Source organism: Desulfosporosinus sp. SYSU MS00001, from assembly GCF_049943955.1.
Lineage (GTDB): Bacteria > Bacillota > Desulfitobacteriia > Desulfitobacteriales > Desulfitobacteriaceae > Desulfosporosinus.
This window is the reverse complement of record NZ_JBNFTW010000015.1, coordinates 47,709-70,111: the sequence shown is the minus strand read 5'-3', so window position 1 is coordinate 70,111 and position 22,403 is coordinate 47,709. Positions and strand designations below refer to the sequence as shown.

General features: G+C 42.6%; 19 protein-coding genes. 10 read left to right on the top strand and 9 right to left on the bottom strand.

Annotated features, from left to right (window positions below):
- Positions 1-240: 240 nt before the first annotated feature.
- Positions 241-4,584 carry a DNA polymerase III subunit alpha gene (gene polC / locus ACPUYX_RS19975; protein WP_426381365.1) on the bottom strand — a complete coding sequence of 1,448 codons (4,344 nt, stop codon included), beginning with the start codon at positions 4,582-4,584 and terminating at the stop codon, positions 241-243.
- 539 nt (positions 4,585-5,123) lie between these two features.
- Here polC and ACPUYX_RS19970 point away from each other — a divergent pair.
- Both ACPUYX_RS19970 and ACPUYX_RS19965 read left to right on the top strand, forming a co-directional pair.
- Positions 5,124-5,471 carry a PadR family transcriptional regulator gene (locus tag ACPUYX_RS19970; protein WP_426381364.1) on the top strand — a complete coding sequence of 116 codons (348 nt, stop codon included), beginning with the start codon at positions 5,124-5,126 and terminating at the stop codon, positions 5,469-5,471.
- Positions 5,458-6,330 (top strand): permease prefix domain 1-containing protein, encoded by an 873-nt coding sequence (locus ACPUYX_RS19965; protein WP_426381363.1) that lies wholly within the window; start codon positions 5,458-5,460, stop codon positions 6,328-6,330. Before ACPUYX_RS19970 ends, ACPUYX_RS19965 begins: the two co-directional genes overlap by 14 nt.
- Before the next feature lie 318 nt (positions 6,331-6,648).
- On the opposite strand, the gene pruA is transcribed toward ACPUYX_RS19965, so the two are convergent.
- The 6 genes from pruA to ACPUYX_RS19935 all read right to left on the bottom strand — a co-directional run bounded on the left by pruA (position 6,649) and on the right by ACPUYX_RS19935 (position 11,840).
- Positions 6,649-8,280 carry an L-glutamate gamma-semialdehyde dehydrogenase gene (pruA, locus tag ACPUYX_RS19960; RefSeq protein ID WP_426381362.1) on the bottom strand — a complete coding sequence of 544 codons (1,632 nt, stop codon included), beginning with the start codon at positions 8,278-8,280 and terminating at the stop codon, positions 6,649-6,651.
- A 257-nt stretch (positions 8,281-8,537) separates the two neighbouring features.
- Positions 8,538-9,686 (bottom strand): NAD(P)/FAD-dependent oxidoreductase, encoded by a 1,149-nt coding sequence (locus ACPUYX_RS19955; RefSeq protein WP_426381361.1) that lies wholly within the window; start codon positions 9,684-9,686, stop codon positions 8,538-8,540.
- Entirely contained in the window at positions 9,670-9,957 is a 288-nt protein-coding gene (locus ACPUYX_RS19950; RefSeq protein ID WP_426381360.1) for a (2Fe-2S)-binding protein, read from the bottom strand. Before ACPUYX_RS19950 ends, ACPUYX_RS19955 begins: the two co-directional genes overlap by 17 nt.
- Entirely contained in the window at positions 9,947-10,450 is a 504-nt protein-coding gene (locus ACPUYX_RS19945) for a 4Fe-4S binding protein (RefSeq protein WP_426381359.1), read from the bottom strand. Before ACPUYX_RS19945 ends, ACPUYX_RS19950 begins: the two co-directional genes overlap by 11 nt.
- Entirely contained in the window at positions 10,444-11,538 is a 1,095-nt protein-coding gene (locus ACPUYX_RS19940) for an NAD(P)/FAD-dependent oxidoreductase (RefSeq protein WP_426381358.1), read from the bottom strand. Before ACPUYX_RS19940 ends, ACPUYX_RS19945 begins: the two co-directional genes overlap by 7 nt.
- On the bottom strand, positions 11,535-11,840 hold the full coding sequence (locus ACPUYX_RS19935; RefSeq protein WP_426381357.1) for a (2Fe-2S)-binding protein: 306 nt from the start codon (positions 11,838-11,840) through the stop codon (positions 11,535-11,537). Before ACPUYX_RS19935 ends, ACPUYX_RS19940 begins: the two co-directional genes overlap by 4 nt.
- Positions 11,841-12,196: 356 nt before the next feature.
- Here ACPUYX_RS19935 and ACPUYX_RS19930 point away from each other — a divergent pair, with 356 nt between their 5' ends.
- The 3 genes from ACPUYX_RS19930 (at position 12,197) to ACPUYX_RS19920 (ending at position 14,847) form a co-directional block, all read left to right on the top strand.
- The gene (locus ACPUYX_RS19930) at positions 12,197-13,195 is read left to right on the top strand and encodes an ornithine cyclodeaminase family protein (RefSeq protein ID WP_426381356.1); all 999 of its coding nucleotides are present in this window, start codon (positions 12,197-12,199) and stop codon (positions 13,193-13,195) included.
- Positions 13,196-13,242: 47 nt separating this feature from the next.
- Positions 13,243-14,262, top strand: coding sequence for a proline racemase family protein (locus ACPUYX_RS19925; protein WP_426381355.1), 1,020 nt, complete (start codon positions 13,243-13,245; stop codon positions 14,260-14,262).
- A 231-nt stretch (positions 14,263-14,493) separates the two neighbouring features.
- On the top strand, positions 14,494-14,847 hold the full coding sequence (locus ACPUYX_RS19920) for a CGGC domain-containing protein (protein ID WP_426381354.1): 354 nt from the start codon (positions 14,494-14,496) through the stop codon (positions 14,845-14,847).
- A 506-nt stretch (positions 14,848-15,353) separates the two neighbouring features.
- Here ACPUYX_RS19920 and ACPUYX_RS19915 read toward each other — a convergent pair.
- Positions 15,354-15,497, bottom strand: a complete 144-nt coding sequence (locus tag ACPUYX_RS19915; RefSeq protein WP_426381353.1) for a hypothetical protein — start codon at positions 15,495-15,497, stop codon at positions 15,354-15,356.
- Positions 15,498-15,930: 433 nt separating this feature from the next.
- Between ACPUYX_RS19915 and ACPUYX_RS19910 the strand changes: the two genes are divergently transcribed.
- From ACPUYX_RS19910 to ACPUYX_RS19890, 5 genes are all read left to right on the top strand, one after another.
- Positions 15,931-17,016: an RHS repeat domain-containing protein gene (locus ACPUYX_RS19910; protein WP_426381352.1), complete on the top strand. Its 1,086-nt coding sequence runs from the start codon at positions 15,931-15,933 to the stop codon at positions 17,014-17,016.
- 5 nt (positions 17,017-17,021) lie between these two features.
- On the top strand, positions 17,022-17,459 hold the full coding sequence (locus ACPUYX_RS19905; RefSeq protein WP_426381351.1) for a hypothetical protein: 438 nt from the start codon (positions 17,022-17,024) through the stop codon (positions 17,457-17,459).
- A gap of 244 nt (positions 17,460-17,703) precedes the next feature.
- Entirely contained in the window at positions 17,704-18,273 is a 570-nt protein-coding gene (locus tag ACPUYX_RS19900; RefSeq protein WP_426381350.1) for an imm11 family protein, read from the top strand.
- Positions 18,274-18,702: 429 nt separating this feature from the next.
- Positions 18,703-18,930: a hypothetical protein gene (locus ACPUYX_RS19895; RefSeq protein WP_426381349.1), complete on the top strand. Its 228-nt coding sequence runs from the start codon at positions 18,703-18,705 to the stop codon at positions 18,928-18,930.
- A 187-nt stretch (positions 18,931-19,117) separates the two neighbouring features.
- The gene (locus tag ACPUYX_RS19890) at positions 19,118-19,690 is read left to right on the top strand and encodes a hypothetical protein (RefSeq protein ID WP_426381348.1); all 573 of its coding nucleotides are present in this window, start codon (positions 19,118-19,120) and stop codon (positions 19,688-19,690) included.
- Between the two features lie 314 nt (positions 19,691-20,004).
- Here the strand turns inward: ACPUYX_RS19890 and hypD are convergent, their stop codons facing one another.
- Complete coding sequence (gene hypD, locus ACPUYX_RS19885; protein WP_426381347.1) at positions 20,005-22,362, bottom strand: trans-4-hydroxy-L-proline dehydratase; 2,358 nt, start codon at positions 22,360-22,362, stop codon at positions 20,005-20,007.
- Positions 22,363-22,403 lie beyond the last annotated feature (41 nt).

Sequence of the window (22,403 nt, the reverse complement as noted above, 5' to 3'; positions counted from 1 at the left end):
TAGCTAAATGATTAAGTGAATCCTCACCACGAAGATATTTTTCAATAGCTACTATCTTTTCTGATCCTGGTATTTTAGATTTACGGGACATAAAAAGCTCCTCCTTGCAATAAACAGTTTTATTTTTAAACTGTCTACCACAAGGGGAGCATATCATTTTTATTGCTAAAAAACGGCTGTTTTTATTGGAATCCTTTGGGCTCTTTTAGGAATGATAGGTATTGCTGTTTGTCCTTTTAATCAGATGACATCAAAAAGACTTAATTGGTCACTTTCCGGAAGGCCTTGCAAACAGCCAAATCCTCTGAGCAAATCAATAGCCGCATTGCCAATCTTAGCGCGTTTTTTCAGGTCCTCAACTGAGTTGAAAACTTTTTCTTGAACAGCGTTATAAATACCTTCGGCAGCCACTGTCCCCATCCCGGATATGCTGTTGAGGGGCGGTCTTAAGCCCTCTTCCTCAACCAGGAATTTCGTGGCATGGGATTTGTATAAATCAATGGGCAGGAAATTGAAGCCTCTTTCATACATTTCCGCAACTAGTTCAAGGTCATCGTACATATCCTTGTCTTTAGGAGTCGCTTGATTGCCCAGCGTCTCAATTTCCTTCATTTTTGCCTTAACCTTTTCTTTGCCAAAGATCATAAATTCAGCGTCAAAGGCCTTTGCTCTAATGGTAAAGTAAGCTGCATAGTAAGCCTTTGGTATGTGCACTTTAAACCAGGCAATTCTAAAGGCCATCATAACATAAGCCGCGGCATGAGCTTTCGGAAACATGTATTTGATTTTGCGGCAGGAATCGATATACCACTCCGGCACTTCGTGCTCCCTCATTAACGCTTCATATTCAGCCCATTTTTCAGGGTCCTTGAGTGCCTTACCTTTACGAACCAGCTCCATGATTTTAAAGGCCGTATTAGGCGGGAGCCCCTTCTTAATAAGGTAAGTCATAATATCGTCTCTGGTACACACTGCTTCACTTAGAGTAACCGTTCCTGCATCAATTAAATCTTTGGCATTGCCCAGCCAGACATCGGTGCCATGGGAAAGTCCTGATATACAGATTAAATCTGCAAAGGTAGTGGGCCTTGTATCTAAAAGCATTCCCCTTACGAACTTCGTGCCAAATTCAGGGATTCCGAAGGTTCCCACCTTAGAATTGATCTGCTCCGGAGTTACCCCTAAAACGTCCGTTGAGGAGTATATAGACATGGTTTCTTTATCATCCATAGGAATCTTTTGAGGATCGACACCGGTGATGTCTTGAAGCATTCTTATGACCGTCGGATCATCATGGCCCAAAATGTCCAGCTTAAGCAGGTTCTGGTCAATAGAATGGTAATCAAAATGGGTTGTGATGATGTCCGAATTCGAATCGTCTGCAGGATGCTGTACCGGGCAAAACTCAAAAATTTCTCTCCCCTTGGGGACAACGATAATTCCGCCCGGGTGCTGCCCTGTCGTTCTTTTTATCCCTGTACATCCTTTGGAGATTCTGATAATTTCTGCCTTATTTACTGTACGACTCTTTTCCTCATAGTACTTTTTAACATAACCAAAAGCCGTTTTATCGGCAATCGTACCTATTGTTCCAGCCTTAAACGTTGTCCCCTTACCAAAAATAACCTCCGTGTATTTATGAGCTTTGGCTTGATATTCACCGGAGAAGTTTAAATCAATATCCGGCTCCTTATCGCCATTAAAACCCAGGAAGGTTTCGAAGGGAATATCTATGCCATCCTTTGCCAAGGGCTCTCCGCAAACGGGGCAAACCTTGTCCGGCAAGTCAAAACCGATTTTGCAGCCATAATCGGAAAAGTCCGAGTGCTTGCACTTAGGACACCTGTAATGAGCCGGCAGGGCATTGACCTCGGTTATACCGGTCATATAGGCTACCACAGACGAACCGACAGAACCCCTCGAACCAACAAGATAGCCGTCTTCATTTGATTTCCACACCAGCTTTTGCGCGATGATATACATCACCGAGAAACCGTTCTTGATAATAGAGTCCAGTTCCCTGTCGAGCCGCATCTGGACGATCTCCGGCAAAGGATCTCCATAAAGTTCATGAGCCTTACTAAAGGCAATATCCTTGATTGTCTGCTCGCAGCCTTCAATATGCGGCGGACATTTTTCCGGTGAAATCGGACTGATGGGCTGACACATCTCAGAAATCAGATTGGTGTTGGTGACCACCACTTCATAGGCCTTTTCCGCTCCTAAATAGGAAAACTCCTCGAGCATTTCCTCAGTGGTTTTTAAAAATAAGGGTGCCTGATTATCCGCATCTTTAAAGCCCTGTCCTGCTTCCAGGATGCGCCGGTATATTTCATCTTCAGGGTCCATGAAGTGAACATCACCTGTAGCGACGACGGGCTTGTTTAATTTTTCACCTAAAGCCACAATTTTTCTGTTAATTGCCTGTAAATAGTCTTTGTCCGGCACCTGCTCCGTTCTTACGAGATAATCATTATTGCCTAGGGGCTGAATCTCTAAATAATCGTACTCCTCAGCAATAGCTTCAATTTCTTCGTCGGATTTCCCCAGCAAAATGGCCTGGTAAAGCTCCCCTTCACTACAGGCGCTGCCAAGGATTAAACCTTCGGAGTATTGTTTATAAAGGCTCTTGAGGATGCGCGGTTTTTTGTAGAAATAATCCAAATGAGAATAAGAGACCAGCTTATATAAATTCTTTAAACCAACATAGTCTTTGGCCAGGATTATGGCGTGATAGGTTTTAAGCTTCTTATAGGCTTCCCTGGTAGCTGCTTCATCGTGACTATACCGGTCTATATCTTCAAGGGTTTCCGCTCCCCTTTGCTTGAGCTTTTCCAGCATAGCCATAAAGACCTTAACAGTAGTATCTACATCATCTAAGGCTCTATGAGCGACCTCTACCTTAATACCCAGATTTTTAGCTATTCTCCCTAATTTATACGTTTTGAAATCAGGGAAAACCTCCTTAGCCAAGGACAAGGTGTCCAAATAGGTGTAATCGAACTCATAGCCCAAAACGTTAGCATTGTGCTTTAAGAAGCCAAGATCAAATTCTGCATTATGAGCAACCAAAACACTGTCCTTAATAAAATCCAGCATCTTCGGAAAGACCTGTTCAATAGTTTCCGCATTCCTAACCATATCATCAGTTATGTTGGTAACCTCGACAACTCTTGCCGGAATAGACTTTTCAGGATTTACAAAACAACTGAATTGATCGATAACCTTTCCAGCCTGAAGTTTCATGATCCCCACTTCGGTAATTTTTTCTGTCACAGGCGAAAAACCCGTTGTTTCCAAATCCAGTACGCAATAAGTCGTGTCAATACTTTGTCCCTTGGGATTAGTGACGGAGGGCCTTTTATCCGGTGCCAGATAAGCCTCCACTCCGTAGATAATCTTCATGTCAGGATTATCTCTGCCGACAAGCTTATGCGCCTCGGGAAAGGACTGGACTACTCCATGATCCGTAATGGCGATAGACTTCATGCCCCAGCTCATCGCTCGTTTAATTAAATCCGTGGCACTGGTCATAGCATCCATTTGACTCATCTGAGTATGCATATGCAGTTCGACCCGCTTTACCTCAGCCGTATCCTGCCGCTTAGCCTTTTTCCTGCCCGCTGTTTCAACGATGGTATTGGCAATAAGCTCGACTTCCCCGGAAAATTTGCTGTAACCGGCATTACCTAATAAGCGGACACCCTTGGACTTTTTAAGCCTGGATAATACCTCGCCGTCTTCGCCGGGTTTAAGGAAGGCTTTACATGTCATGGAACTTGTGCCGTCATACAAATCAAAAGAAATTAATGTCTTTCCGCTTCTTAGCTCCTTGGCTTCTATATTGGACAGTTCACCCTCCAGAGCGATTCTTCCCTCATCCGGCGTAATATCAGTAATTTTAATAACCGACTCCTTGATATTAGCGTTTCTTCCTAATATCAAGGAGGAATTTTCTTTTTTTCCGCCGCTCTCGGTTTTTATTTCCCGCTTGTTCTCCGGTCCTTCCTTAGGGAGTACCGGTGCGTTATTGCTTGGCGCAGCCATGGTTTCCTTCTGTAGCAGCAGCATTTCCTCAACATATGCATCTTCTTGCACTCTCATTGATTCATCAATGCTTACGTCATCAAGGAAATTTATTTGATAGGAAGTGCCGTAAAGGCTTTTTACGGCCTCCTGAATTAATCTATCGTAGCCTTTAGCCTTTAATAAGTAAGATATTCCTATTTTGAACTTAAAATTGATAGCGTTTTGAGTTATTTCATAATCGCTATTATTGAGGGCTGATTTTAAGACCGGATTTTTGCCCGCCAACGACAAGACAATATTTTTAAGTTCTTCTTCTAAAGGCTTTCTGTCCGCTCCCTCCGTATACTCAATGGTGATGATGGAATCATTTAAAGCCAATCTGTTTTTGATAAACTTATTAATCCCTTCAATCTCTCGAATGTCAATATATTTATCGGAGCAAAGTTTCATTTCCAGGATTTTTGAGTTTTTGTTTAAAACAACAGCTTCAACAACTGCAGTATTTATGTTGCCTTCTGCTTCATAGTCACTAAAAATTTCATTAATTCTTTTCATGCTACTTACTATAACTCTCCTAGAATTTTTATAGTGAAATAGACGACTTACTGTCGTCTATTTCGTTTTCATTTTAGCTTCAAGCATTTCCTACTGTCTGAGTAATTATCTCATTCAATATCATATTGCTAATAGCTGTTAAAAGACTCAATTAACCCCAAAATTGTCTCTGTACAAGTACCAAGTATCGAGCGGATAAGATCTCAAGCAATATTATACCAGTTATCATCGCTCATTTCATTACTCCGACTTCATCTTATCTTCGTAAATTATCTTCCCATCAATTGTCTGCGCAAAAAAGACAGGGATAGCGACCGTTGGACACCTTTGAAATATAGGTAATACTGAAACGACCGTAAAATAAAATGATACCAACCATAATTAAATAACGGGTTCCGTTCAGGGGTACAAAAACTAATTTCTCGCAGAAACTCACAAATGTTTTGATGGCTATCGCCCTTTTTTACAATTAATTTATACCATAAACTACTATACACAATAGAGTAGTTTATGGTATTCTATATTTAGAGGTGAAAAAATTGGAAATCAATAAGGAAATGTTAAAAGGTTATCTCGAAAGTATCATTTTAAGCCTGATTACGGAAGAAGACTTATATGGTTATGACATTGCTAAGAAAATACGAAGTATTAGTCAAGAAACTTTTGAAATTAAAGAAGGTACAATGTATGTCGTCTTAAAGAGGCTTGAGAACAATGGCTTAGTGGAGTCGTATTGGGATGATTCTTTAAGTGGCGGTGGAAGGCGAAGGTATCATCATATTACAGAGGAAGGCACAAGGTATCTTGAAAACAGTAAGAATGAATGGAAATTCTTCAAGACTATTGTAGATAATTTTTTGGAGGGTAGAAAAGATGACAAAAATTGATAGTTATTTGGATTCAGTATTTAGGGATAGCGATAAATCCCAAGAATCTAACGATTTGAAACTAGAGATGAGAAATCATCTTGAAAGCTCTATCAAGGAATTACAAGAAAGTGGATTGACAGAAGAGGAAAGTGCCAAGGTAGCTATTGATAGATTTGGTGAAGAGTTTCAAATCAGAAATGAGTTAAGTCAAGTTTTAAGGTTTCAAAACAAGTTTAATAAAAACATCTTAAAGGTTTCATTGGTATTCTTAGTTGTTTGCATTATCCTGCTCATAACCTTCTTCTATAAGGAATCGGTATTTAAAGAAAGGTACAATGCCATGAACGAACAAATTATCTCAGTTGAAAAGGCATTCATGAATAAAGGTATTGCTGGCGCGGATAAGGTCTTAAAGGGCGTATTTAAGGATGATAGCAACAATTATTTAACTTATGTTGCAATTAAGGAATTGCCTCAAGACTTTGGCATGGAAAAAGATGATCCCAACAATCTCTTAGTAAAAAGTCGAGATTTATTTGCTGGAGATCTTAAATATAGTTATCCGGAAAATGTAGACAATAAATTCTTAAATAATCGCTTTGGTACCGTCGTTACCTATAACAACACCAAATATATGTTTGAAACCGGAGTGAAAACAACTGCAAATTGGAATAACAGCAGCATTTACCTGGGTATTTCTATTCTCTTCTTTGTAGTAAGCTGGATTCTCTGGATAATCTGGTCCATCGCAAACGTCTTTAGACAGGGTAAATTAAACACTGGTTGGGCAATACTCCTAATCCTTACAAGTATTTTTGGATATTTTATCTTTCTAATCACTAGTAAATCCGAACGGAATAGACTCGCACAAGCTTAAAGTCACTAGAATTATTGATAGCCATCTTCTAAGAAGATGGCTAACTTTATTTTGATGCCCAAAAAGAAGTGACCAAAATTTTTTATTGGTCTCTTTTTCGCATTATATTGTAATTTTGCACCTCTCCACGGAACCCGTTAATAATTAGAACATTATAATATTATGATAGCCAAACTGAAACCAGAGAATTGACTTAACAATTTGTAGCTTTAAGAATTAAAGCACCATCTGACACCCTAACTTCACTAAAAAAATCCGCCATACAAAATTGCAAAGCGGATTTTTTTCTTAGAAGCGTTTCCCTTGGAATGTGAAAGCTTATTTCTCCGTCATATATGGATAATTAACAACAGTACGGGGAACCATCGCTTCTTTGATAGCCCGTTGGCTTATCCAGCGATATAAGTTAATGGCACTGCCTGCTTTATCATTGGTACCTGAGGCTCGGCTTCCACCGAAGGGCTGTTGTCCGACAACGGCACCGGTCGGCTTATCATTAATATAGAAATTTCCGGCCGCATGATCCAAGTCTTTGGCGATCTTGATAACCGCAGCTCTGTCCTGAGCAAAAACAGCGCCCGTCAAACCATAGATCGTTGCCGTATCGCAGGCTTTCAGGGTTTCTTCCAATTTGTCATTGGGATAGACATAAACGGTCATAACCGGTCCAAAGATTTCTTCCACCATCGTCTTAAAGTTGGGAGTCTTGGCTAAAATGACCGTCGGCTCGACAAAGTAACCAACGCTGTCATCGCAGCCGCCGCCGATGATGATCTCTGCATCCTGAGATTCTCTGGCATAATCAAGATAGTTTTTAATATTTAAGAAGGAATTATGATCAATGACAGCATTCATGAGATTGGTAAAGTCGCGGACGTCACCCATCTTAATCTTGCCGATTTCCTCTTCAAGACGCCCTTTTAATTCACTCCAAAGGCTTTCCGGAATGTAAGCGCGAGAGGCCGCCGAGCATTTTTGCCCTTGATATTCATTAGCCCCAAGAACCATTGCACAGGTGAGGGCTTCGATATCTGCCGATTCATGGGCAAAGATAAAGTCTTTGCCGCCCGTTTCGCCGACAAGACGAGGATATGAAACATACTTAGCGATATTACTGCCAACTTGGTTCCAAATTCCGTTGAATACTGCGGTAGAACCGGTAAAGTGGAAACCCGCCATCTTAGGATGGTTTACCACCACTCTGCCAAAGTCAGTACCCCTGCAAGGCACAAAATTGATAACCCCGGCGGGTAAACCGGCTTCTATAAGGATTTGCATGAAATAATAGTTGGAAAGGACAGCCGTTGACGACGGTTTCCATAAGACGGTGTTGCCAACGATTGCCGGTGCTGTCGAGAGATTGCCGCCAATTGAGGTAAAGTTAAAGGGTGTAATTGCCGCTACAAACCCATCCAGGGCGCGATATTCGACGCGATTCCAGACACCGGGGGTATTCATTGGCTGCTGCTTGTAAATTTCTTGAGCGTAGTAAGTATTAAAACGCAGGAAATCTGCCAGTTCACAAATCGCATCAATTTCCGCTTGGAAGGGGTTCTTACTTTGGCCAAGCATGCAAGAAGCAGCCACTTTAGCCCGATATTTTCCTGTTAAGAGATCCGCTGCTTTTAAGAAAATCGTTGCTCTGTGCTCCCAGGGCATATTTTCCCATTCTTCTCTCGCGGCCTCTGCAGCTTCAATAGCCAAAAGCAGTTCTTTTTCTCCAGCAACATGGTACTCACCGAGGACTTTTTGGTGATCATGAGGGCAGATCATTGGGGCTTTATTTCCGGTCCGTATTTCCTTGCCGCCAATGATTATCGGCACCTCAACAGGGTTTGCCAATTGACGGTCAAGCTCTGCCTTTAAAGCATCACGTTCCGGGGACCCCGGCATATACCCTTTTACGGGTTCATTTTCAGGAAATTTGAGCTCGAAATAAGCATTATTCATTTGGATTTTCCTCCTCGTTATTAATTATTTAAGTCTTAAATTTATCCAGTTTTTAAGGCCCCCACTTCTATAAGTGGGGGTGGGTCCTTCATTAACTTCAGCTGGGGTAGAGTCCCTCTTTGCCGCTAAGTATTCTTATTGGGAAAGGCGGCTCGGCAATAATGTCCACTGGACATTATTGGATCGGAAGCTCCGATTTCAGCTTTAGCTGAACAAGTTCACTTGTTTGAGGATCGCACTATATCCTCCTGGCTGCCTCAAACGACAGCAGGCTCCAGCAATAACTCTCCCCGGCGGAAACGGTCTAAACCAAATTTTTCAATGGGCATAAAACACTCCTGACCGAGAATTTTCTGCGCTAAAAGAACGGCTGTCTGAGGACCGACCATGAAGCCATGGCCGCTGAACCCTGCTGCTACCCACATTCCTTGGGCATCAGGAATTTCAGCGAAAATCGGATTAGCATCCGGGCTCATATCATAAAGCCCCGACCATTGACGGACGACACGGAGATTCTTTAAAAGAGGTAAGACAGTGATGGCTTGGCGGGCAACATCCTCGAGGAACTCCCAACTGGAATGAATATCAAAATCTTTAGGTTCATTGGGATCGCCCACGCCCATAATAAAACTGCCGTGAGGCGTCTGCTGACAGTACAGACGATGATGTAAGGAAATAACCATAGGACCTTGACAAGGTTCGACAGCTTCGGTTACCAGTGCTTGGTGCCGCTGAGGATAAAGCGGAAGCTCAAAACCGACCATCTTACAGATTGTACCTGCGGCAAAACCGCAGGCATTAATTACGATGGAAGTGCTAATATCCCCTTTGGTCGTCTGAACTGCGGTGACTTTGCCTTTTTCCCGTTTAATGCCAGTAACCGTCGTATAGGTTTCATAGTTGACTCCGAGCCGCCGCCCTGCTTTATAGTAGGCGTCGACCACATGAAATGGATTAGCATGGCCGTCTGATTGACAGAACGTCGCACCGATCAAACCGTTGATATTCAAATGAGGTACAATTTCCTGGGCTTCTTCAGACGTAATCATTTTGGTGGGAATCCCCAGGCTATGCTGGACAGCCACATTTTTTTTGTACTGTTCCCATTCACTTTCAGTATAGGCAACCATCAAATAGCCGCCCTGTTTAAATTCAATATCCAAGTCATAATCAAGTTCTTCATTCATACCTTCGAAGCGTTTTACACTGTCCCGGGCAAGGATAGCATTAGTTTCTGTCCCCCATTGCTGTCGTACCCCGGCGCCGCAGCGTCCTGTTGCTCCCGAAGCAAGGTATTGCTTTTCAATGACGACAATATCTTTGACACCCCGCAGGGCCATTTCATAAGCCAAGGCGCAGCCTGTAATTCCGCCGCCAATGATGACAACGTTAGCTGTTTTCTGCAAGTGATTCACCCCCCGCAAAGGTTCCCAGTTTCACTGGTTTGACTGTCGGCCGAAAGGTTGGCATCAGGACTTCTGAAACAGGAATCCCATAGGCCTTAGCCAGTTCTTGAGCAATTAACATCCGGCAAGTCCGTCCCTGACAAGGTCCCATTCCGGCTCGGAGGACCCGCTTAATCTCATCAATAGTCCGGTAGCCTTGTTTAATCAGATCTTGTATTTCCTCTAAAGTAATATCTTCGCAACGACAGACAATGGTCTCCTTATCCAGCATGCCTAACCCCTCCTAAGCGAATACTGCGCACTTCCATGGCCAGTTCCAGGGGCACGGCCAACCACACTGTATAGGTTTTATTTTTCGGGCCGCCGGACTGAATCTTTTTCACTTTAAAGGTACCCAGTTCTTTTCCGGCCCGGTCAACCCCCACGACTTCCTCCTCAACCTGAGGGACCGGGAAATATTCATAGGGAATTCTCACCATAGCTTCCTCCGCACTATAGGAACCATCAACCACAAAAATGGCTAGTCCCGGACAGCGACTGAGGCAGACTCCACAGCCATTGCATTTGTCGAAGTCCATCTTAGGCAAGTCGTTAATATCCTGCATCGGCAGGATGGCACCCTGCTTACAGGCTTCCGTACAGGGATTGCAGGGAATCTTTTGAAAGCATTCGATAATGGCAACCGGCCCTTTCTTCAAGCGCTCCTGAGATGGGGTGACAGTCTTCACATCATCAGTCGTGGGAATTCCAGTTTTAGTTAACATCCTGCTCCCCCCTTTTCCATTAGTTTTTTTAGTCCTTGCATTGTCTTTTGGCCTGCCGGTCCCGCCCGCAATTCACTTAATTCTGCCAAAGCCTCAGCTTGAAGTTTCGGAGCTTTTTCCTTGCCGTAACCTAAGCTATAGGCGGCGCTTATTCCAGCCAAGCGCCCTTCCACCATAGCAGAGCTGGCTTCTTCAACCCCGCTGACATCCCCGGCTACATAGAGACCGGGACAGGTGGTTTCCAAATAGTCATTTCTCAGGGGCACGTGTCCGGAAAGTTCCGGAACATAGTGCATCTGACAGTCTGCTTGGTAACAAAGTTCTGTTAAGGGACTCAAACCGACAGCCAGACAAATTACATCGACTTTCAAGTCTTGTTCGCTCCCTGGAATAGGGTGCCAATTCTCATCCAATTGACAGATGATTGCGCCTTCAACACTTTCCCCTCCGTAGGCTTCCTTAATGGTATGGGAGGTCAGAATTGGAACACCGGCGCGCCGGATCTTCGAAGCGTGAACTAAATATCCGCCAATAGTTGGTGCAGCCTCGATGATAGCGGCAACATCGACTCCTGCTTGCAGCAATTGATAAGAAACAATAAGTCCGATATTTCCGGCACCGATCATAAGAACGCGTTGTCCCGGGACAATACCATGGACATTCATAAGGGTTTGAACTGCCCCGGCTCCGTAAATCCCCGGCATATCGTTATTGGGGAAGGTTATCATTTTCTCGGAAGCGCCCGTGGCAATGATGATTTTTTGCGGCTTTATTTTTAGGTGTTGACCGTCCTTTTCCGCGGTAACCACACCATCCTCATAAATTCCTAAAGCAGTAGTTCCTGACCAAACTTCAACCTTTGCCTTAGTGGAACACTGCTCAATCAGCAAATTTCCAATCTGATAGCCCCGCTCTCCAGCATACTGTTTGCGGGAGCCAAAAAACTTATGGGTTTGTTTAACTAATTGGCCGCCGAGTTTGTCATCTCTCTCAATGATGAGAACTCCGGCCCCCAAATCAGCAGCCGCTGCAGCAGCACATAATCCGGCAGGTCCGCCGCCAATAATGAGAACTTCTATCTCTTTCAACGCAGACACCCCTTCCCTTGCTGCGTCTCTACCTGCATGCCCGGTTTAACCTTTTCCACACAAATCCTGACATTCGGTTCCCCATCAACAATCATAAGGCAGGATGAACAATTGCCGATGGCACAGAAAAGGCCCCTGGGCCTATGCTTTTCCGGACTATGACCTAAGACCCTAACCCCTGCTGCATGGAGGGCAGCGGCTATGGTCTCTCCTTCATAACCTTTAATTTCCTGGCCGTCGAAGAAAAAGGTTATCTCTTCTCCTCGCTGGAAATCCAGAATTGGATGCTCATTAATTCGCACAGATGTCACTCTCCTCAGTTCCTTATCCACGAACTTTAATCGAACTTGTATCTAAATTGCAATTTCTGTGCCAAATACTGAACTTTCATATATTCAGGGAAAATCTTTTTCAAACCCTCTATTGAAATCATTTTTGGAAAGACCTTAACCATACCTAACTCTGTTGCCTATAATTTCTTCATTATTGATGCAGAAACCAAATTAATATATAAACCAACTCTAAATCCATATCTCTAATTCGATACGAAAAGAAACTTTTACGGTCCGAAAATAGCAAGTATGATAAATCAGATGTTAAACAATTTATCCAAGCTCAATGTTGTAGTACAATAATCTCAAAGAATCGGAGGTGTGATATGATACTACTGAACAAAAGAGATATCCAACAAATCTTCACGATGCATAATGCAGTGGAAGCAAATAAAAAGGCATTTCGAATTTATTCAGAAGGCAGAAGCATCGTTCCCTTAAGGGTAAATATCAAGGCACCTGATTATGATGGCCAGACTCTTTTTATGCCAGGCTACGTCCAGGAACTCGACAGCTTGGGAGTTAAAGTCGTTTCTGTGTTCCCCCGCAATCAGGAAAAGGGTAAGCCTTCGGTCCCGGCAACAATGGTCTTAATTGATGGAGCAAGCGGCGAAGTATGCTGTATCCTGGACGGAACCTATCTTACCCAGCTTCGCACCGGAGCCGCTGCCGGAGCAGCTACCGACCTATTAGCCCGCCCGGATGCTCAAATAGGAGCGCTGATTGGAACAGGAGGCCAAGCCAGTACTCAACTTGAAGCCATGTTAACCGTAAGAAATCTTAAAGAGGTCCGGATTTTTAGCCGTAACTTTGAACATGCCCGGTCTTTCAGCGAACAAATGCGGCAACGGTTAGTGAACTTTGGAACACTTCTTCGCCCTGTAGAAACCTCTGAAGAAGCGGTAACCGGTGCTGATATCATCACTGCCGTCACCACTTCCTGTCAGCCCGTTTTCCAGGGGCAGCTAATAAAAGCCGGCGCCCATATCAACGGTGTTGGTTCCTATCTGCCAACAATGCAGGAACTCGACGAAGTTATCCTTCAGAAAGCCGCCAAGATTTTCTTTGATTCTCAGGAAGCTGTCCTCGCTGAAGCAGGAGATTTTATTATACCTTTAGAAAACGGCACCATCAGCAGTGATAAGTTTACAGGCGAAATCGGCCAAGCTATTTCAGGCCAACTTTCCGGGCGGGAAACCGCCGAAGAAATTACACTTTTTAAAACTGTGGGAATGGCAGTATTAGATATTGTTACAGCTCATGAGATCTACCAGAAAGCTTTAAATCAGGGGATTGGACTAAACTTTAAGTTTGAAGAAGAATAACAACGTAACTAATCCCTAATTTGGGCCACTGAAAGGAATTGAAACCTATGATGAATTTCAAACACTACATACATTGTATAGATGCCCATACGGCAGGCGAGCCTCTTAGGATTGTTACCTCCGGCTTTCCACCAATTCCTGGCAAGACGATGCTGGAAAAAAGGCAGTATCTGCTGGAAAACTATGACCACTTAAGAAAAATGATTATGCTAGAACCCCGGGGACACAGCGGAATGTACGGCTGCATTCTTGTGCCTGCCGTTACAGAGGATGGAGATTTCGGGGTCTTATTCACCCACAATGAAGGATTAAGCTCCATGTGCGGACATGGTATTATTGGGGTAACCAAGGTTGCTATTGAAACCGGGATGATTGTTGCTTATGAAGGGGAAACAATCGTTAAAATTGACTCACCGGCCGGAAGAATTACAGCCTTTGCCGATATCAAAAATGGGGACGTTGAACGAGTTAGATTCCAGAATGTTCCATGTTTTGTCTATCAAGAAAACATCCCTGTCAACGTCGAGGGGATCGGGGAGGTTACAGGTGATGTCGTTTATTGCGGAGCATTTTATGTCTATTTGGATTCCAAACAAATAAGCCTGACAATTACCCCGGAAAACACCGAAAAACTTGTCTCCATCGGCATGGAAATTAAACATAAAGTAATGTCAGTTATGGAATTTAATCATCCCTCATCCAGGGTCAATTGGCTATATGGAACGATTTTCTACGAAAGGCCTGTCCGAGAAGGCAGCACACTTAGGACCCGAAATGTTTGTATTTTTGCCGAAGGGCAAGTGGACCGTTCTCCTACAGGAACCGGAACAGGCGGGAGAGTGGCTCTGCACTATCATAAAGGTGAAATGAAAAAGGACGATACCCTGTTCAATTACAGCATTATTGACACTCCCTTTGCAGGAAAGTTTGTGGAAGAAACAAAGGTTGGAGACTACCCTGCCGTTCTTACAGAGGTATCAGGAACAGCACAAATCACCGGGTTTAATCAATTAGTGCTTGATCCCAAGGACCCGCTGCCTGAGGGATTTAGGATCATAGGGAGTTAGTGCAAAGGCCCCGAATGTTTGATGTATAACACCCTTAACTAGTTTTATTCTGTTTAATATTGTTCAAAGTGTTTAAACACTTTGAACAATATTGTTTAACATTTCCTGAGGATTGTCTATTTCATAGAGCTTCAATTATGGTTACATTACAAATTACAATTTAAGCAAATAAAGGATAATTGGACCTATTACCGAATACTTACTTATTATTTGGAAGGGGGAATTAGATCAATGGCTAATATCTTAATTGTTTCATGTGCAAAAATTCGTGATATTAGTTGTGTTGCTTGTTTAAAATGCTTTAAAGCTGCTCAGCTAAAGGAGGGGGAATTTGCCAAATATGACTCGGTTCAGATTGTGGGCAACAGCAGCTGCGGTGATTGTCCCGGCCTAGTGATGCCTAAAGTCGGTTTAGTTATGGAAATGTCAGATTATTTAGATCGCGATATTGATGCCATTCATATTGGTACCTGTGTTGTGAAAGCAAAAAGTACTGCCGGCTGTCCAATCGATCTTGACGGAATTAAAGCAAAACTAGAAGCTAAATATGGTAAACCCGTCGTTTTAGGCACTCATAATTATTAATACTTCGACCCCGGCTTTGCCGGGGTCTTTTATACTCACGTTTAAACAAGTATAGGTATTCAAAACCGTGAGGCATCTGCATGCTCAGAATAATTAGAGCGCAAATAATTCCGTTTAGTTCATTGTCTTATTTATTAATAGATGCTCGAATTCCCTGCAATATGAAAATTCGCGGCCTCCTACAACAAAACAACAACATGGTATTAAGCTCGTGTACATTTATTCCAGCTATCCTATAACTGGAGAAAACAATTCAAAGAACGCTCTCCTGGTATCATTGCTAGTATACAGGGAGAGCGTTCCTTATTAAATCTGTAGTGTTATTCAGTTGCTCAAGTTCTTAAGTAACGATTAATTTAGAAAGCTGTATGCTCCGTTCGGGCAATAATCTCTTCCTGCAAGGCTTCACTGAGATCTTTTCCACAATATCGTCAATCCGTCAATCCTCGGATCATCGTTACCATAATTGGCGAGTCTAAGCAAAGTTTTCGAATATCCTCATCTCCTTAAAAGTCAGTATCAAGAGCAGCTAGGAGCTGTTCCATTGTCACTTGTTTTGTTTCAAAGACGATACCGCCAACCTGTTGATTAAATCGACTACAATCAAATGATGCCATTGCCGACATTATATTCAGATCCGCCCCAGACATAATCTTTGCCTTCTCGATACATTTCTAAAAGGTCAAGGAGAGAGCCGGAACAGGACGATGCATAACGATTTCATCAAATCACATAGATTCCTTTTCACCACGACTCAGATCACACAGTTAATCTTCTTCTTGACCGCAGTCAAAAACTCGTCATAGGTCTTAAAGTTCAGTGTATTTCTTGTTCGCACAAAGACATAATCACCTCACTTCCAGTTTTTTTCGTCCAGAAGAGTAAACGCGTCGATGCTCCCCAGATTACTATCAGCCAAGGCTGTGTACTGGCGCAGGCGCCCCTCCCAAATTTGTCTCGACACAGCCGCAGGAATTCCAGTTAAAGGCTTCTTTCAGGGGAATCCAACTATCCTCTTGTATATTAAGACTATTTAATTACGCACTTTTCCTAACGAAGGCAGTGATTGACGGAACTACGTTTTTGTACCAATATGATCCTGCCGGTAACATTACCAGCATGAGCTTACCGGGTCTGGGAACTAAGACCTTCACCTACGATGCGGACAACCGGATAACAAATTCTGGTTTCAGCTATGATGCGAACGGAAATCTTACCAGTGCCGCAATGTACGGAACTAACTACCAATACAGTTATGATGCTGAGAATCGCTTAACGACCGTTAAGGACTCCAGCGGAAATGTTATTGCCAGCTACACCTATGATGCCGATGGTAACCGGCTGAGCAAAACGGCTGACGGGACGACGACGCTTTATCACTACTTCCAAGGCCAACTCATGTATGAGACGGTTGGTTCAACGATCACTGCCCTCTATCTGAGGTCTTCTGACGGTCAGCTTCTAGGTGTACGCCTGAACCAAAACGGAACCAATAACTATTATTACTACCATTACGACGCTCAAGGAGATGTAATAGCTGTAACAAAAGCCGACGGTTCTCTTTACAGGCAGTATGTTTATGATCCGTATGGCAATATTATTAGTGTCAAGGATGGCAGTGGAAATTCGATTGACATTAACAACGACTCTGGGTTTAATAATGCTTACACGTATCGGGGCTATCGGTTTGATTCGGAGACAGGGTTGTACTTCCTGCAGTCTCGCTATTATGCAGCAGGAATTTGTAGGTTTTTAACGAAAGATACGAATACTACTTTAGATTACTCAAACTCAAAAAACCTTAATCTTTATGCCTACAGTGAAGGAGACCCAGTAAATAAGATAGATCCAGATGGGAAAATGGCCGAAGTTCTAGCTGGGGCATGGATAATAGGTGAAGCCGACTTTTGGAATCCTGTTGGTTGGGTGTTATTAGGTGGAACTATAGGATACGCCGCGTATGATTGGTTTTTTGCTAAAGATTCAAGCAAGAGTGAACGGCATGGAGACGGAGGAAGGGCACTCGATAAAGCACAGAAACAAATACAGATTTTAGAGGAACAACTCAAAACAGCTACAGGAAGAGAAGCCGATAAAATAAGGCAGAAAATAAAAAATATCGAAAGAACTGCAAAGGGAAAAGCAAAAGGTGAAACCCATTGGAGGTAGACTGTGTGGAGATTAAAACTGGGATTGGTTTAGACCAATTAATTTTTGGAATGTCATATGAAGAAGTTAGGAATATTTTAGGGGAACCTGATAAAATCCTTGAAACAGAAAAAATTGACGGGGTTGTTTATTACTTCTATGATCAATTAATAAAGACAAAGTTTGATAAAAGGAAAAATGAAAAATTGTACTCAATAGAAGTTCATAACCCTGAAGTCTCCTTTTTTAACCAAAAAGTAATTAATAAAACAAAGACAGAAATTGAAATGCTACTCAAAAATAACGGGTATACTGATCTTGAATATGAGGATTATGAGATATTTGATACCATATTCTGTGAAGAAATATGGACAACATTTCAATTTGAGCTAAATAGATTGAGAAATATTGAATTCAGCCCTCTTTATAAAGACGATAAGATTGTTTGGCCCAAGAAAGCCTAATTTCTATTGTCTCAGAGGACCAATATTTAAGTAAAATCTCAAATGGGTCAAGTCCGCATCGGGCTTGGCTCTCTTTTTTGCACTTGGCGTGATCCATTTGTAAGGCAGGGGGCATTTCCATTAAAACCGTTGGCGTGTGAAGCGATTTTGAAGGAAATAGCCGAAATGCTAGAAAGTGGCGGATTATAGTAAGAATTAAGCATTAAAAAGAGTAAAACCCTCTTTCATTTAGGAGGTTCAGACTATGCGGATCTACAAATTAAAATCAGATGTTGAAAATTACGAATGGCTTACACTTGTTAATGAAGAAGACTGGAGAATGATGAATCATCTTTTTAATGGGCAACCTGCAGCTGAAAAATATAGGTCTATTCAAGTGATAAAAATGAATGATCAAGATCGAGATAGGCCTTTAAGCGATTGTCCGTATCTTATGCCTGGTATCTCTATATTAAACCAAAAAGCCATAGATAAAATTTGGCATCTATTTTCTCCATATTCGGAGCTTCTTCCACTAAGCTCTTACGAGGGAAAATTCTATATTGTTCATGTTACTAATATTTTAGATTGTATTGATTATCAAAAGTCAATATTTAAAAGATTTAAGAATTCACCAGAAAGTCAAATAATGCGTTTCATAAAATATGCTTTTCACAGCGATAAAGTTGGTTCTAATTTGATATTTAAAATAATTGATCAACCTAAAAGTACTGTTTTTGTAACTCAGGAATTTGTGAACTATGTAAATAGTACGGATATAACAGGTCTGAAATTTGATTTAGTCTGGGATTCAGAAGAGGACAAAGTTAATTAAACAGTTAAAAAAAGTAGAGGGCGGTGTCTAGGCATAGTCCTCTCACACCCCCATACATACTATTAGCTCACCTTGGTTGTTGACAAAACTTGTTAACTATTATTACTAACTTAATAAATCAATTTTTGAATGGGAATACGAATCCGGGCCTAGGGACAAAAAGTCTATTTAAAAATATTTACTATCTAAGGGGTAGAAATGGTGCCCGAGTATTTTATAGAATAGTAAATGGTGTTATTCAAATACTGGGTAAGGCTAGTAAGCAAAATGAGCAAAAAGTAATAAATATTATAACCAAAATGTACAAATAAATGGAGGAAATATGAAGATTACCAACTTATTTTTCCAACGCCCCTGTCTAAAATTAAAGATATCGAGAATGATAATATCGATGTCATTGTTCGGTTAGAAGATCAAAACAGTTATACCTTGGTCGTTTCTACTCCACAATATTTTTTGTCCTACATGGAAAAGGAGAAAAAGGAATTTGTTGAAGCCGGCTCCCCTTTCGTTATTGTAAAAAAACTGACAGAAGAAATTATCAGAGATGCAATTGAAGATTATTGTCGAGGTAATGCATATTGGATAAAAGTATATCATTTAGCTGTAGATCTAAATATTGATGAAGTAAATAGTTTAATGGAAAGCCAGAAATAGGATAGTTTAATGTGGACACCAAATATGCCTCTAAGAAAGTGTCGAGTACGGTCAGAATCAACAGCTGAAAACCCAACACAAACTAGTGATAATGGGTCAATATCAACATTTAATGCAAATTCGAAAAATTAGCAACCTACAACTCTCAAGGGGGTGTCGCGGAACTACTTTTCTTAAGTAGCAAGCGATGCCTCCTTTTCTTTCACAAAAATACACCTATTCCTATGATTTGGATGGCCGCCCCACAGATGTTAATGCTATTAATGAGACGACAGTCAACGAAATTCAGGCAACCTATGATGCCATTGGCAATCTGATTAGTTACTCAGACGGTAATTCCGGAACGGTGTCCGGTAATCCAATAACCCTCGATGCCTTAAACAGGATTACGCAATTTAATCTATCCTACGGCGGCGCTTCAATTCCTTACAGCTTCACCTATACAGGCAACGGTCTGCCCGACAAAGTAACGGCAGACAACCAGAATTTCTCCATGATTTATGATGACGGAGACCAACTAATTAACCAAAACAATCCTGACGGTACCCAAGATGTCTACACCTATAACGAAGCCGGTCAGATCACAGGTATTCAGACGGGAAAAGTAGATACCTCAAAGGGCAGAATCATTCTTAATCCGCTGTGGTCCAGTCAGTACGGCTTTGATTCTGATGGAAGGATTAGTACGGTGACGGGAACCAGGCCTTCAGGTGCTAATTTAAGCGAAAGCTACATGTATAACAGCGCAGCGAGGCGTTAAATCTCCTGACTCAGGCCGTGAGTCAGGATCTACGGTATTTCAAGGAAGCTGCCCGTATGATCATTACTAGCATTAGTTTACCAGGTCTAAGAACTGAGACCTTCACCTTTGACGCTGACAACCGGGTTACCAACCCTGGTTTTAGCTATGATGCTGAAAATCGCTTATAGACCGTTAAGGACGGCAGAAATAAATGTTCGATTAGAAAACTTAAAGAACGCTCTCCTGGTATCATCGCTGGTATACAGGGAGAGCGTTCCTTATTAAAATCTGTAGTGTAATCAGATTGCTCAAGTTTCTAAGTAACGATTAATTTAGAAAGCTGTATGCTCTGTCCGGGCAATAATCTCTTCCTGCAGAGCTTCACTGAGATCGCAGAAATAATCGCTGTATCCGGCAACACGGACAATGAGGTCACGGTACTTTTCTGGTTCCTTCTGAGCTGCCCGCAGGGTTTTGGCGCTGACAACATTAAACTGAATGTGGTGACCGCTCAATTTGAAGTAAGAGCGAACGAGCTGGACTAATTTCTCAAGTCCTTCATCCCCCTCTACTACTTGGGGAGTAAACTTCAGATTCAGCAAAGTCCCTCCTGTGCGGGCATGATCCATTTTTGAAGCGGATTTGATAACCGCTGTCGGTCCTAAGCGATCAGACCCTTGTACGGGAGAAATCCCTTCGGAAAGCGGTTCCCAAGCCCTGCGGCCATCTGCCGTCGCACCAATGACCGAGCCGAAATAAACGTGACAGGTAGTTGGCAGCATGTTAATGCGATAAACCCCGCCTTTCGTCGTTGGCCGTCCATTGACCTCGTTATAATAGGCATTGAAAATGTCAACCATGATTTCATCGGCATAGTCATCGTCATTGCCAAAATGGGGCGTTTTGTTCAGCAACAACTGGCGAACTCCTTCGTATCCCGTGAAATTTTGCCCTAAAGCCTTCAGCAGCTGTTCCATGGTCAGGTCCTTTTGCTCATAAACATGATAACGAATGCCTGACAAGGTATCTGTAAGGCTGCCCAGACCGACGCCTTGAATATAGTTCGTGTTATAGCGGGCACCGCCGTCGTTGTAATCCTTACCTTTGAGAATGCAATCGTCGATGAGTATGGAAAGAAAAGGTGAGGGCATATAGGCGGCATAGAGACGCTCGATGATATTGCTGCCCTTAACCTTAATGTCAAGGAAATAATGAAGCTGCTTTTTAAAGGCCTCAAAAAGTTCTTCATAAGAACTAAAGTTTTGGGGATCACCGGTTTCCAGTCCCAATTGCCGACCTGTCCGCGGATCAATCCCGTTGTACAAGGTCAGTTCAAAAATTTTCGGCAAGTTGAAATAGCCTGTAAGGATATAACTTTCTTTGCCAAAGGCGCCTGTCTCAACGCAGCCACTGGTACCGCCTTGGCGGGCATCCTCAATGGATTTACCCTGGCGCAGTAATTCTTCAACCACTGAGTCGGCATTAAAGACGGAAGGCTGACCCCAGCCTTTGCGGATGATGCGAGCCGCTCTTCTGATAAAACGATCAGGATTCTTTTTGCTCAATTGAATATTGGAACTGGGCTGCAAAAGGCGCATTTCATCGATAACATCTAAGACTAGGTAAGTGACGTCATTGACTCCATCTGAGCCATCCGCTTTAAGTCCGCCGCTGTTGATATTGGCGAAATCCGTATACGTTCCGCTTTCCGCTGCGGTTACCCCCACTTTAGGCGGCGCCGGCTGGTTGTTAAACTTGACCCAAAAACACTGCAAAAGTTCCTTTGCTTTTTCTTCGGTCAAAGTCCCATCAGCTAAACCTTTCTTATAAAAAGGATATAAATGCTGATCCAGTCTTCCGGGGTTAAAGGCATCCCATGTATTAAGTTCCAAGATAACACCGAGATGCACAAACCAGTAGGTCTGCAGAGACTCCCAGAAATTTCTCGGGGCATGGGCAGGAACATGGGAACATACTTCGGCAATAGTTTCCAGTTCCTCCTTGCGCAGCGGGTCTGTCTCAATTTGGGCAATTTCTTTAGCTTTTTGGGCATACCGCTCAGCAAATGAAATGATTGCTTCAGCGCAGATCCTCATGGCCTTTAGTTCTTCCTGCTTCTGATACACTTCTGCATCGTTTAAATAATCCAGCCTTGCTAAGTGATCATCAATTTTCCGGATAAAATCTAAAAAGCCGAAACGATAGATTTTATCATCAAGAACGGTATGGCCCGGTGCCCTCTGTTCCATAAACTCCGTGAAAATACCGGCATCGTATGCTTCTTTCCATTCCTCGGACATCTCCTGAAAAATCAAATCGCGTATAGAATTTCCTTGCCAATAGGGAATAATTCGCTGTTCGTAAGTATCACGAACCTCCTGACTTACTTTAAAAGAAATCTTGGGCCGTGAGTCGAGAATATCTAAATCCTCAAGAGAGTGACAGCAAAGTTCAGGATAGGTATAAGTCGCCTTGGGCGCAGGCCCTCGCTCCCCTACGATCAATTCTCCCGGATTGAGGCAAATCTCTTTGTGTTCCAGCATGTACTTAAAAGCCAACGCTCTGCGGACAGGTACAGAGGAATTACCGGCTTGACGATAAAATTCCGTCATCAATTCTGCTCTTTCCGCAGAAATATAGGCTTCGGTTTCTAAACTCTGCCGCCTGAGCATAGTTACTCGTTCATTCATTTCGACCTTTCCTCCCCTCGGAAACTTCAACATTTCTTGAT

Coding starts and splice junctions, on each gene's coding strand:
- polC (WP_426381365.1), bottom strand. CDS start 4,584: ATGAAAAGAATTAATGAAATTTTTAGTGACTATGAAGCAGAAGGCAAC.
- ACPUYX_RS19965 (WP_426381363.1), top strand. CDS start 5,458: ATGACAAAAATTGATAGTTATTTGGATTCAGTATTTAGGGATAGCGAT.
- pruA (WP_426381362.1), bottom strand. CDS start 8,280: ATGAATAATGCTTATTTCGAGCTCAAATTTCCTGAAAATGAACCCGTA.
- ACPUYX_RS19950 (WP_426381360.1), bottom strand. CDS start 9,957: ATGCTGGATAAGGAGACCATTGTCTGTCGTTGCGAAGATATTACTTTA.
- ACPUYX_RS19945 (WP_426381359.1), bottom strand. CDS start 10,450: ATGTTAACTAAAACTGGAATTCCCACGACTGATGATGTGAAGACTGTC.
- ACPUYX_RS19930 (WP_426381356.1), top strand. CDS start 12,197: ATGATACTACTGAACAAAAGAGATATCCAACAAATCTTCACGATGCAT.
- ACPUYX_RS19925 (WP_426381355.1), top strand. CDS start 13,243: ATGATGAATTTCAAACACTACATACATTGTATAGATGCCCATACGGCA.
- ACPUYX_RS19920 (WP_426381354.1), top strand. CDS start 14,494: ATGGCTAATATCTTAATTGTTTCATGTGCAAAAATTCGTGATATTAGT.
- ACPUYX_RS19915 (WP_426381353.1), bottom strand. CDS start 15,497: ATGTCTGGGGCGGATCTGAATATAATGTCGGCAATGGCATCATTTGAT.
- ACPUYX_RS19900 (WP_426381350.1), top strand. CDS start 17,704: ATGCGGATCTACAAATTAAAATCAGATGTTGAAAATTACGAATGGCTT.
- ACPUYX_RS19890 (WP_426381348.1), top strand. CDS start 19,118: ATGCCTCCTTTTCTTTCACAAAAATACACCTATTCCTATGATTTGGAT.
- hypD (WP_426381347.1), bottom strand. CDS start 22,362: ATGAATGAACGAGTAACTATGCTCAGGCGGCAGAGTTTAGAAACCGAA.